Below are 11,721 nucleotides of genomic sequence, written 5' to 3'. Positions count from 1 at the left end.
GTGATGAATCCGTTCACGCCGGCGTGGGCGCGAGAGAGGTGGTCGACGTGACCGCCGCCGAAGGAGTGTCGGGCACTGGCGTGGGGCTGTACCACGCACGCAGCACCGCATAGCCGCGCCACGGTCGCCATGCGAGCGATGCCTCGGTCGCGGCGCGCGCCGTGGTCACGCCAAGCGCCTTCTGCAGCGCGACGTCGCCCGCGGGAAAGGCATCGGGCCAGCGCAACGCCCGCATGGCGATGTATTGCGCGGTCCAGTCGCCGATGCCGGGCAGCGACTGCAGCGTCGCAATCGTGGATGGCACATCGGCGCCGGGGTGAAGTGCGAGTCGCCCGTCCATCATCTCTCGCGCGATGGCAAGCAATGCTCCCTGTCGCTGCCGAACGATGCCGAGCTGGCCCAGCGCATCGCCGCTCGCACTGGCAATGGTGGCAGGTGTCGGAAAGAGCCGATCCAATCCTTCGACCGGCGTCGCGATGGGCTCGCCGAAGGCCTGTACCAGCCGCGAGCCCAGCGTGCGCGCCGCCGCAACAGTGATCTGTTGGCCGAGCACCGCGCGCACCGCGAGTTCGAAGCCATCGACCGTGCCGGGCACGCGCATTCCATCGCCGTGCGGAAAGCTGGCATGCAGCGCGGCGTTGATCGCCATCGGATCCGCGTCGAGGTCAAGCAGCGCGCGCACGCGGCTGATGACGATCGGGAGCACCGTCGCGAGGGAATCGCCGACGCGCAGCACCACCTGCTCGCGTTGCGTGTCGAAGCGGAGCCGCAGCCAGCCTTGCAGGGTCTGGGCACCGTGCGTGACGCGAAGCGTGCGTGCGAGCTCCGGTATGCCTCGATGTTCAGTGGTGGCTTCGACGCCGCGGAGGGCGCGCCGCGCGAAGAAGTCCAGCATGGCGGCGCAGTCGTATGGCGGACGGAAGCCCAGGCGGACCTCGATGCTTTCGTCCTCCCGGTTGCTGCTCGATGCACCTGCGCGCCGCAGTGCACTGGGATTCAACCCGTAGTGCGCAAGGAAGGCGGCGTTGAAGCGACGCACGCTCGAAAACCCGCTCGCGAGCGCGACCTGCGTCATCGGCAGCCGGGTGTCCGCGATCAATTGCTTGGCCGCGAGCAGGCGGCGCGTCTGGAGATATTGCAGGGGCGAGACGCCGAACTGCGATTCGAATATGCGGCGCAGATGGCGATCGCTCACACCGAGCCGGGCTGCGATGCGCGCGGCGCCTGGCCCGTCTTCGGCCCAGGCGTCGGGCTCGTCGATCAGCCGTGCCGCCTGCAGCGCGAGGATGCGCGATGCGTCCTCGGTCGACCAGCTGGCTGCGCGCGGCGCGAGTTCGGGGCGGCAACGCAGACAGGGGCGGAAACCGGCGGCCTCGGCCTGCGCCGCATGGCGGAAAAACCGGCAATTTTCGCGGCGCGGCAACTTCACGCGGCACACCGGCCGGCAATACACGCCGGTGGAAGTCACGCCGGTGAAGAACGATCCGTCGAAGCGCGCGTCGTGTGCCTTCATCGCCAGATAGCAGGCGTCGCTCTCGAGACCTTCAGTGGAAGCCGGGGAAGACATGGCTGCATGATACGGCTGGCCTTCGTCAGGAGTAGCCGTTTTCGGACATCTGGCTCCCAAAGCCCATGCCTACAATCGTCTTCATTTTGTGAACTTCCAGGGGTAGCTCTTCATGCAGCTCAGTGCATCGATCTTCAAGGCCTACGACATTCGCGGGGTCGTCCCCTCGACCCTCAACCCGGAAGTCGCCGAAGCATTCGGCAAGGCCTTCGGAAGCGCTGCGCGTGCCGCCGGCGAGAAGGCCGTGGCGGTGGGACGTGACGGGCGCCTGTCGGGCCCCTCGCTGTCCGAGGCGCTGATCAAGGGCCTCGTCGCCACCGGCATCGAGGTGATCGACGTCGGCGCGGTGACCACGCCGATGCTCTATTTCGCGGCGCACACGCTCTGCACCAGCGGGATCCAGGTGACTGGCAGCCACAACCCCAAGGACTACAACGGTTTCAAGATGGTGCTCGCCGGTCGTGCGATCTACGGCGAGGAAATCCAGAACCTGCGCAAGGTGATGGAAGCTGACAGCGCCAAGCTCGCTCCAGGTGGAAGCGTGCGCAAAGTCGATGTGACCGAGGCCTATACGAAGCGCATCACGAGCGACATCAAGCTCGCGCGGCCGCTCAAGATCGTGGTGGATTCGGGCAACGGCATCGCGGGTGCGTCCGCGCCGGCGATCCTCCGTGCGATCGGCTGCGAAGTGACCGAACTCTTCAGCGAGGTCGACGGCGACTTTCCGAACCACCATCCCGATCCGAGCAAGCCCGAGAACCTGCGCGACCTGATCGCGGCGCTCAAGGCTGGCGACGCTGAACTGGGGCTGGCCTTCGATGGCGACGGCGATCGCCTCGGCATCGTCACCAAGGACGGCAGCAACATCTTTCCCGATCGGCAGATGGTGCTGTTTGCGCAGGACGTGCTTTCGCGCGTTCCGGGCGCAACCATCGTCTATGACGTCAAGTGCTCGCAGCGCCTCGCCCCGGCCATCGAGGCTGCGGGTGGCAAGCCGATGATCTTCAAGACTGGCCATTCGCTCATCAAGGCCAAGATGAAGGAAATCGATTCGCCCCTCGGCGGCGAGATGAGCGGCCACATCTTCTTCAAGGAGCGCTGGTTTGGCTTCGACGACGGTACCTATGCGGGTTGCCGCCTCCTCGAAATCCTCAGCAAGAGCCCGAATGCGAGCGACGTGCTCAACGCGTTGCCGACCAGCTTCTCGACGCCCGAACTCAACGTGAAGTGCGCCGAAGGCGAGCCGCACGTGCTGGTCGACCAACTGGTGAAGACCTCGAAGTTCGACGCACCGGCCAAGGTGTCGACCATCGATGGCCTGCGCGTCGACTGGCCGGACGGCTTCGGGCTGATCCGCGCGTCCAACACCACGCCGGTGCTGGTGCTGCGCTTCGAAGGCCAGACCGAAGGGGCGCTCAAGCGGATCGAGGGCGAGATGCTGACTCTGCTCAAGCGCGTGAAGCCCGACGCGACGCTGGCCGAAGCTTCCCATTGAGTTCACCCGACGTGCGTTCGTTGCTGCTGCGCCTCTACGGCGCCTTCACGACGATGGCCAAGCCGCTGGTGCGCCGCAAGCTGCGGCGGCGCGCCGTGGCCGAGCCAGGTTATGCGGTGGCCGTGGAGGAGCGCTTCGGCCAATACGACGATTCGGCCCAGGGCACCGGCTGGTGCTGGATCCATGCAGTCTCGCTTGGCGAGGCGCGCGCTGCTGGCATCCTGATCGCCGAACTGCGCCGGCAGATGCCGGGCATTCCGATCCTTCTGACCAATGGCACGGCCACCGGTCGCGAGGAGGGCGCCAAGCTGCTCGAGCCCGGCGATCTGCAGGTGTGGCAGCCGTGGGATTCGCCCGAGGCCGTGGCCAGCTTCCTCGATCGCTTCCGGCCCCGGATCGGCGTGCTGATGGAAACCGAGGTCTGGCCCGAGATGACGGCCGCCTGCGCCGAACGTCGCATCCCGCTGGTGCTTGCCAACGCGCGCTTGAATGAAAAGTCGCTCGCCGGCGCGGAGCGGCTGGCGTGGCTCGCGCGGCCGGCCTATTCGTCCCTCGCCGCGGTCTGGGCGCAGACGGAGGCTGATTCGCATCGGCTGGTGTCGCTCGGAGCGAAGGTGTCCGGCATCTTCGGCAACCTCAAGTTCGACGCCACGCCCGACCCGCGGCAGCTCGCAGCGGCCGCCAAGCTGCGCGCGCAACTTCCGCGGCCGGTGGTCGTGTTCGCAAGTTCGCGCGACGGCGAGGAGCAGCAATTGCTCGACGTGCTCAAGCGCTTCGGCGCGCTGGCGCCCGTTCCGCCGGAGCGCGAAGGGGTGCAGTCGATCGTCAAGCGCGTGCACGACGTGCAATGGATGATCGTGCCGCGCCATCCGCAGCGTTTCGACGATGTCGCTGCGTTGATCGAGTCAAACGGGTTTACGGTGGCGCGGCGCAGCGCTGCCGGTGCGCCGACGGAATCGGAAATCTGGCTCGGCGATTCGCTGGGCGAGATGGCGCTGTATTACGGGCTGGCCGATGTGGCGCTGCTCGGCGGCAGCTTCGAGGCACTTGGCGGGCAGAACCTGATCGAGGCAGCGGCGTGCGGTTGCCCAGTGATCATGGGGCCGTCCACCTTCAACTTCGCAGAGGCGGCCGAGCTCTCGTTGGCGGCGGGCGCTTCGATGCGCGTGCCGGATATGGAGCATGCGGTGACTGCGGCGCTCAAGTTGGTCGAGAAGACCGAGCGGCGCGACGCGATGGCGCAGGCTGCGCTGGCGTTCGCATCATCGAATCGCGGCGCGGCGGAACGCACTGCGACCGCGCTGCTGGCGATCGCCGAAAACGCGGCCGTCACGGAAACGGCTTCGCCGCCGCCGGAAGAGCGAACGGAGCCGAGTCTCGATTGAACCGTGCGGGAGTGTGCGCGATCGCCTACCAGGCGTACCGCATGCCCGCGCGCAACGTCCACGCCTGATAGGACTGCTGGCCCCACTGCATGCCGAGGTCTCCCCAGGCGGCCATGCCCGGCAGGACGTCGACATTCACGCCGGTCTTCAGCTCATAGCGATTGTTCGGACCCAAGGCACTCGGCGCGTACGTATTGGCGATGACCTCGGTGCTCGATTCGTCATGCCACCAGTTCGCGGCGGCATACGGACGCAACTTCATGCCCCAGGCCTGGAAGCCTTCCGGCTGCACGCGCACGCCGAGCCGCGACAACCAGCCGTTTCGACGCAGGCCGTCGACGGTGGTGAACTGTGTGTCGGCGAGGTTGTAGTTGTTGCTCCGCAGATAGATCAGTTGCCCCTGCGGCTTGATCGTCCAGGGGCTGGTGTCGCCCAACTGCAACGAATAGCCGGCTTCGGCGGACGCCATTCCCGCGTTCGACGCGTAATTCGAGCGGTTCACCCAGGGGGTCTCGGTGCTGTTGTCCGTCCAGGCGACTTGACCGTAGACGTCGGAATACCAGCCGAGGCGCGAGCGATCGTCCTGATACCAGGTGCTGTAGACCCCGGCACTGCCGCTGCTCGGCCGGCCGGCGGCGTTGAAGGTATTGCCGGACGAGCTGCTGGCGGTCCCGCCGAAGCCGTAGCCGCCCATGGCGCCCAGGTGCAGCTTGTCCGTGCTGTTGAAAAGCGACCACTGGCTTGCATCGCCGCCAAAGCGGGCAGTGCCGGTGCGGCTGTCGGTCTTGAAACCCAGTGCGCCGACGGCCGCCCCCGGCCCTTGGCCCGCGACGCGCATCGTGAGCGGCTGCCCGCCAGCTCCTTGCGCGACCGATGGGGCATTGTTGCGCGAGGAATCGCCCCAGCGCTCGTCGAGCGAGTGAACGAAAAGGATGCCGGAGGTCTGCTGATCGCCTGAATACCCTGCCGACATGGGAGGGCTGTTCGGCGCGCAGAGGCTCGTAGAGCCTGTTGCGGGCGGGCCGCACTGGGCGAAAACCGCATAGCTGCCGACACAAAAAACAGCTGCAACGGCCCGCGGTAGCACGGGTCGCCCCAACCTCTCCCTAGTTTTTTCCGCCTTGCGTGTCAGCACCCAACGCATGGTGTACCCCCATTGGGCAAGTCCGGCGATTTGTAAGAACCGTCAGGAAACGGATCAGCCCGCGGACATTCTGCGTCGGATCGGCGGCCGAATCCAGCCCCCGCCGATGCGCGGGGGCAATTCAGCCGATCAGCGGGTCGGCGGGGGCGCGATCGTCGGCGGCGGCAGGGGTGCGCCCAGGCCCGTCGACGGCTGTGGATTGACCGGCGGCGCCTGCACTGCCGGCGGTGCGAAGGGCTGGGTGGGTGGTACCGGGACCGAGCTTTCCGTCGCTGCCGAGGGCTGGTTCGGCGATGCCGCGCTGGCGCCGGTCGCAGGCCCATTGATTGCCAGCGTGTTGTTGACGGCCTGCAGATCGTCCTGCTTGAGCGTGCCGTTGGCCTGCCGGAGCTTCAGATTGCCCACCAGGACGTTGTAGCGGGCCACGGCGAGGTCCCGCTTGGTCTGGAACAGCTGGCTTTGCGAGTTCAGCACGTCGATGTTGATGCGCACGCCGACCTGGTAGCCCAGCCGGTTGGCGTCCAGCGCGCTCTGGCTCGATGATTCGGCGGCCTCGAGCGCCTTGACCTGCCCGGCGCCGGAAACCAGTCCGAGATAGGCGGACCGCGTCGCCTGCGACACGCTACGACGCGTCGACTCGAGCGTCTGGCGCGACTGCTCTTCGAGGGCCAGCGTTTCCTTGATGCGGTTTTCGGTCGCAAAACCGGCGAAGAGCGGCAGGTTGAACACCACGCCGATGCTTGCGGCACGCACGTTCACGCGGCCGGTGGTGGTACTGGTGGTGGTGCCCTGCGGGTTGTTGGTGGCGTTGTAGCCGAGCTGCGCGTCGAGCGTCGGCTTGTGGCCGGCGCGCGCCTTGTCGACTTCGAGCGAAGCTACTTCGACGCCGAGCCGGGCCTGCTGGATCGCCGGGTGCGTCGCGTCCGCCTGAGAGACCCAGGCTTCCATGTCGGCCGGGAGCACCGGCGGAAGCTGCACCGGCGCCGCCAGCGGGATCGGGTTGGTGCCTTGCCGCCCGACGAGCTGGTCGAGCGCGATCTTCTTGACCTGAAGGTCGTTTTCAGCCGCGATCTCCTGCGCGATGACGAGGTCGTAGCGGGCCTGCGCCTCGCGCTGGTCGGTGATCGTGGAGGTGCCGACCTCGAAATTGCGCTTGGCCGAAGCGAGCTGTTCCGCCGTCGCGACCTTCTGCGCGCGCACCAGCGCCAGCGTGTCCTGGCTCGACAGCACGTCGAAATATGCCTGGCTCACGCGCACGATCAAGTCCTGCTCAGCGATCGTGAGCGTGTCCTGGGCGATGTCGACCTGCCGCTTGCTCTGTTCGTACGCCGCCCAGTTGGCGGGGCGGTACAGCGGCTGCGACGCATTGATGCCGGCCGTCTGCGACGGGAGCCCGCGGCGGATGGTTGCGTTGGTGGTGGACAGCTCCTGCTCCGTCGAGGTGGCATTCGCCGACAGCCCGACCTGCGGAAGGATCCCTGCCTTGGCCTGCGCGGCACGCGCGACGTTCGCGTCGTACGTCGCCAGCGCGCCCTGGTAGGTCGCGTCGTACCCTCGTGCCGATTCATACAGATCGATCAGGCTCTGGCCGTGAGCCGGCAGCGAAAGCGCGGTAGCGAACATCGCCGCGAGCGCTGCCGAAAGAGGAAGAGGCCTGGGAACGGGCATGAATCGTCCTTGAAGTCAGTAACTTGTTTTTGCTTGGTTGGCTCACGCTCCCCAGCCCAGGAACACCGCGGAACCGGCTCCGCCGGTCCGCCGGTGTTGCCCCCGGCCGGGGGTTGGCGAAGCGACACGAAGTGCGCGCAGCCTGGGGGCGGTCAATACTTCGGCACGCTCGGATCGTGACCCGCCCAAGCGTCGATGCCGCCGGCGATGTTCGCCACCTCGGTGAAGCCGTTCTGCACCAGGAAGGCCGCCACGCGCAGGCTGCGTGCGCCGTGATGGCACAGGCACGCGATGCGCTGGTCGGCGCTGAGCTCCGAGATGCGGGCCGGGATCTCGTTCATCGGGATCGTCGCGAGCGTGAAGCCCTTGGGCACCACGCTGGCGGTCTGCAACTCCCAGGGCTCGCGCACATCCAGCACGACCGGCGTCGCGCTCGGGTTCTGGGCGAACCAGTCGGCAACATCGGCCGGGCGGATTTGATCGATCATGAGATAGAGAGGTGGATCAGAAGTTGAAGCGCGAAGGCACCGGGAAATTCAGCAGGCGCGGTGCAACCGTGTCCCAGGGTTGCGTCGTGTCCCACTTACCTTCGCCGACGCGGGTGACGAAGTGGGCGCGCATCATCGGCTCGTCGCCGACGATCGCCGCGAGGCGGCCGCCCATCTTCAGCGAGCCGAGCAGGCCCTGCGGAATGCGTGCGACCGAGCCGCTGAGGACGATCACGTCGAAGGTCGGGCCGCTGGGCAGCGGCTGGGAGCCGTCGGCGTGGCGCACTTCGACGTTCATCACGCCGTTGCGGCGCAGCGTCTCGGCGGCGGTCGCGGCCAGCTTGGAATCGATTTCGAGCGTCAGCACCTGCGCGGCGCGCTGCGCGAGGAGGGCGGCCATGAAGCCGGAGCCGGTGCCGATCTCGAGCACGGTCTCGTGCTTCTGGATGTGCAGGTCCTGCAGCACGCGTGCTTCCACCTTCGGGGAGAGCATGCACTGCCCGGGTTCGCGGGCGGTGGCGACGTCTTCGAGCGGGATTTCCAGGTCGAAGAAGGCGAGTCCGCGGTGGGCGGCGGGCACGTAGTCCTCGCGACGGATCTTGGCGAGGAGGTCGAGGATCTCGAAATCAAGCACATCCCAGGGACGGATCTGCTGTTCGATCATGTTGAAGCGGAGATGCTCCAGATCAGGGGTGGCGTTCATGTGCTTTTCCTAGTGGGGCTCAGGACAAACCTTCAATTTTAGAGGCCGGTTCCGACGCCCCAATGACGGGGGCTGCCTTGGGCTCCCGGTGCCACTTGCGGCGCGCCCAGTTCGCGAGGTCGTCCATGTAGCAATAGACGACCGGCACCACGACGAGTGTCAGCAGCGACGAGGTGATGACGCCGCCGATCACGGCCTGCCCCATCGGCGCGCGCTGCTCGGAGCCTTCGCTGATCGCGAAGGCCAGCGGCACCATGCCGAAGATCATCGCCAGCGTGGTCATGAGGATGGGGCGCAGCCGCACGCGCGCGGCCAGCAGCAAGGCTTCAGAGCGCGGCAGCCCTGGCACCGGGTTGCCCTGGTCATCGATCCCGGGCTCGCGCGCGCGGATCGCGAAATCCACCAGCAGGATCGCGTTCTTGGTCACGAGGCCCATCAGCATCACGATGCCAATGATCGAGAACATCGAGAGTGTCGAGCCGAAGACCAGCAGCGCCAGCACGACGCCAATGAGCGTCAGCGGCAACGAGGTCATGAGCGCCATCGGCTGCAGGAAGCTCTTGAACTGGCTCGCCAGGATCATGTAGATGAAGATGATCGCCAGCGCGAGCGCGGAAACCGCATAGCCGAAGGACTCCTGCATGTTCTTGGTCGAACCGCTGAACTGCCATCCGTAGCCCGGCGGGAAGGCGATGCCGGTGAGCGCCTTGCGGATGTCGGCCGACACCTCGCCCGCCGAGCGTCCGTCGACGTTGGCGGTGATCGCGACTTCGCGCGAGAGCGCACGACGGTTGATCTGGTTCGGGCCGGTGGATTCGCGTACGTCCGCCACCTGCGATAGGCGCACGATGCGGCTCGAACCGTCGGCGTTCGCACCCATCGCGGTGCTGATGAAGGGCAGGCGCGCGAGGTCTTCGGGTGAATTGCGCACGTCCGGCGCGAGGCGCACGTTGACGTCGTAGGTCTGGTCGTCCGGTGCGCGCCAGTTGCCGACGGTGGTGCCGGCCACGAGCGTGCGCAGCGAGGCCGCGATCGGCGCCACACCGAGACCCAGGTCCGAGGCGGCATCGCGTCGCACCACGACGCTGACCGTCGGCTTGTTCGGCTTCTGGCTGGTGTCGAGGTCGACGAGGCCGGGGATGGGGCGGATCGCCTCCAGCACCTTCTGCGTCAGGCGGTCGAGTTCATTCAGGTCGGCGCCTTGCAGCGAGAACTCGATCTGCTTGTTGCCGCCGACCGAGTCGCGCAGGCCCACGTGCGTGACAGTGATGCCCGGGATCGAACGCAGCCGCTCGCGCAGCACGGTCGACATCTGGTCGACGCTGCGCGTGCGCGCGCGTCGATCGACGAGCCGCACGTAGATGCTCGCGTACATCTTGCCCTGCGCATCGCCGGTATTGATGGTGGTGAGCGTGTATCGCACCTCGGGCATCTCGCGCAGCACTGCTTCGACCTGCCGTGCCTTGGCTTCGGTGACTTCGAGTGCGGAGCCGACCGGCGTGTAGAAGCTGATCGTGGTCTCGGAATAGTCCGCCTTCGGCACGAACTCGGTGCCCAGCAGCGGCACCATGAAGATGCTGCCGACGAAGATGCCGATCGATGCGAACACGGTCGCCAGCTTGTGCTTGAGCGCCCAGCGCAGGATCGACTGGTAGGCCTCGGCCAGACGCTCGGTGGCCGTGTCGAACAACCCGGTCACGCGACCGATGGTCTTGTCGTAGAAGGTGACCGGCGGCCCGCGCTTGCCGTGTGTGTCGATGGATGGGTCGTGCCAGATGCTCGACATCATCGGGTCGAGCGTGAAGCTCACGAACATCGAGATCAGCACCGCAGCGACGATCGTGATGCCGAACTCGTGGAAGAACTTGCCGATGATCCCTTCCATGAAGCCGATCGGCAGGAACACCGCGACGATCGACAGCGTGGTCGCGAGCACCGCGAGGCCGATCTCCTGCGTGCCGTCGAGCGATGCCGCGTAGGGCGACTTGCCCATCTGCACGTGCCGCACGATGTTCTCCCGCACCACGATCGCGTCGTCGATCAGGAGGCCCACACACAGCGACAACGCCATCAGCGTGACCATGTTGATCGTGAAGCCGAACATCGCCATGAACCAGAAGGTGCCGATCAGGGCGATCGGCAGCGTGAGGCCGGTAATGACGGTCGAGCGCCACGAGTTCAGGAACAGGAACACGATGAGCACGGTGAGCACCGCGCCTTCGAGCAGCGTCTGCCGCACGTTCTCCACCGCGACGCGAATGGAGCGCGACGCATCGGCAATCGGCTGCAGCTTCACGCCCGCAGGCAGTTGGGGCTGGATCTCGGCGATGGCCTTGACCAGGCCGTCGACCACCTGGATGGTGTTTTCGTCCTGCGCTTTCTGCACCGACAGAAGCAGCGTGCGCTCGCCGTTGTAGAGCGCGAGGCTGTCGAGTTCCTGGGCGCCGTCCTTCACGGTCGCGACCTGGTCCACGCGGATCGGTGCGCCACCCTTGCGCGTGATGATGATGCGGCCGAAGTCTTCGGGGCGCTCCATGCGCGCATCGACCTGCACCACCCGGTCCTGCTCCAGCGATCGCACCGAGCCCACCGGCAGTGCCTGGTTCTCGTTGCGCACTGCGTCGACCACCTGCGTGGCGCTCACGCCGAAGGCTTCCATCGCCTGCGGATTGAGATAGATGTTGATCTCGCGCTTGGTGCCTCCGACCAGCGTGACCGAACCGACGCCGCGGACGTTCTCTAGGCGCTTCTTGAGCACCTGATCCGCCCAGTTGGTGAGTTCGACGGCGCTCGGCTGCTTGTTCTTGTCGCCTTCGGGCAGCACAGCCACCGACCACACCGCGCGCGATGCCGGGTCGAAGCGCAGCACGCGTGGCTCCTTCACCTCGTCGCGGAAGAGCGGCCGCACCGACGCGACCTTCTCGCGCACGTCATCGGCGGCCTTGCGCCCGTCGACGTAGAGCTGGAATTCGATGATGACGACCGATTGGCCTTCGTAGCTGCGCGAGGTGAGGGCGTTGATGCCGGCGATCGAGTTGACGCCTTCCTCGACCTTCTTGGTCACTTCGCTCTCGACGATCTCAGGCGAGGCACCGGGGTATTCGGTGATGACCACCACCACCGGGAAATCGATGTTCGGAAACTGATCGACCTGCAGGCGCTGATACGAGAAAGCGCCCAGCACGACCAGCGCGAGCATGAGCATCGTCGCGAAGACGGGGTTTTTCAGACTGACGCGGGTGAACCACATGGCGCTGCCTAGCTCAGGGCG

The 11,721-nt window shown here is 66.5% G+C and carries 8 protein-coding genes; 2 read left to right on the top strand and 6 right to left on the bottom strand.

Annotated features, from left to right (window positions below; translation table 11 throughout):
- Positions 1–13: 13 nt before the first annotated feature.
- Positions 14–1,567 carry a DNA-3-methyladenine glycosylase 2 family protein gene (locus tag FHW64_RS17130; RefSeq protein WP_184528341.1) on the bottom strand — a complete coding sequence of 518 codons (1,554 nt, stop codon included), beginning with the start codon at positions 1,565–1,567 and terminating at the stop codon, positions 14–16.
- 112 nt (positions 1,568–1,679) lie between these two features.
- Between FHW64_RS17130 and FHW64_RS17125 the strand changes: the two genes are divergently transcribed.
- Together FHW64_RS17125 and FHW64_RS17120 are read left to right on the top strand one after the other, a co-directional pair.
- Positions 1,680–3,062, top strand: coding sequence for a phosphomannomutase/phosphoglucomutase (locus tag FHW64_RS17125; RefSeq protein ID WP_184528339.1), 1,383 nt, complete (start codon positions 1,680–1,682; stop codon positions 3,060–3,062).
- A gap of 11 nt (positions 3,063–3,073) precedes the next feature.
- Complete coding sequence (locus FHW64_RS17120; protein WP_184529182.1) at positions 3,074–4,447, top strand: 3-deoxy-D-manno-octulosonic acid transferase; 1,374 nt, start codon at positions 3,074–3,076, stop codon at positions 4,445–4,447.
- A 25-nt stretch (positions 4,448–4,472) separates the two neighbouring features.
- Here the strand turns inward: FHW64_RS17120 and FHW64_RS17115 are convergent, their stop codons facing one another.
- The 5 genes from FHW64_RS17115 to FHW64_RS17095 all read right to left on the bottom strand — a co-directional run bounded on the left by FHW64_RS17115 (position 4,473) and on the right by FHW64_RS17095 (position 11,700).
- Positions 4,473–5,591 (bottom strand): autotransporter outer membrane beta-barrel domain-containing protein, encoded by a 1,119-nt coding sequence (locus tag FHW64_RS17115; protein ID WP_260305198.1) that lies wholly within the window; start codon positions 5,589–5,591, stop codon positions 4,473–4,475.
- 129 nt (positions 5,592–5,720) lie between these two features.
- Entirely contained in the window at positions 5,721–7,259 is a 1,539-nt protein-coding gene (locus FHW64_RS17110) for a TolC family outer membrane protein (RefSeq protein ID WP_184528335.1), read from the bottom strand.
- A gap of 152 nt (positions 7,260–7,411) precedes the next feature.
- Entirely contained in the window at positions 7,412–7,747 is a 336-nt protein-coding gene (locus FHW64_RS17105; protein WP_184528333.1) for a rhodanese-like domain-containing protein, read from the bottom strand.
- 16 nt (positions 7,748–7,763) lie between these two features.
- Positions 7,764–8,450, bottom strand: coding sequence for a protein-L-isoaspartate O-methyltransferase (locus FHW64_RS17100; protein ID WP_184528331.1), 687 nt, complete (start codon positions 8,448–8,450; stop codon positions 7,764–7,766).
- 19 nt (positions 8,451–8,469) lie between these two features.
- Positions 8,470–11,700: an efflux RND transporter permease subunit gene (locus FHW64_RS17095; RefSeq protein WP_184528329.1), complete on the bottom strand. Its 3,231-nt coding sequence runs from the start codon at positions 11,698–11,700 to the stop codon at positions 8,470–8,472.
- Positions 11,701–11,721: the final 21 nt, after the last annotated feature.

The organism is Variovorax sp. Sphag1AA (assembly GCF_014192575.1).
GTDB lineage: Bacteria > Pseudomonadota > Gammaproteobacteria > Burkholderiales > Burkholderiaceae_C > Variovorax.
This window is presented reverse-complemented; position numbering and strand designations above follow the sequence as displayed.

Bases quoted from the DNA above. Each gene is read 5' to 3' on its own strand.
- FHW64_RS17130 (WP_184528341.1), bottom strand. From the start codon at position 1,567: ATGTCTTCCCCGGCTTCCACTGAAGGTCTCGAGAGCGACGCCTGCTAT.
- FHW64_RS17125 (WP_184528339.1), top strand. From the start codon at position 1,680: ATGCAGCTCAGTGCATCGATCTTCAAGGCCTACGACATTCGCGGGGTC.
- FHW64_RS17115 (WP_260305198.1), bottom strand. From the start codon at position 5,591: ATGCGTTGGGTGCTGACACGCAAGGCGGAAAAAACTAGGGAGAGGTTG.
- FHW64_RS17110 (WP_184528335.1), bottom strand. From the start codon at position 7,259: ATGCCCGTTCCCAGGCCTCTTCCTCTTTCGGCAGCGCTCGCGGCGATG.
- FHW64_RS17105 (WP_184528333.1), bottom strand. From the start codon at position 7,747: ATGATCGATCAAATCCGCCCGGCCGATGTTGCCGACTGGTTCGCCCAG.
- FHW64_RS17100 (WP_184528331.1), bottom strand. From the start codon at position 8,450: ATGAACGCCACCCCTGATCTGGAGCATCTCCGCTTCAACATGATCGAA.
- FHW64_RS17095 (WP_184528329.1), bottom strand. From the start codon at position 11,700: ATGTGGTTCACCCGCGTCAGTCTGAAAAACCCCGTCTTCGCGACGATG.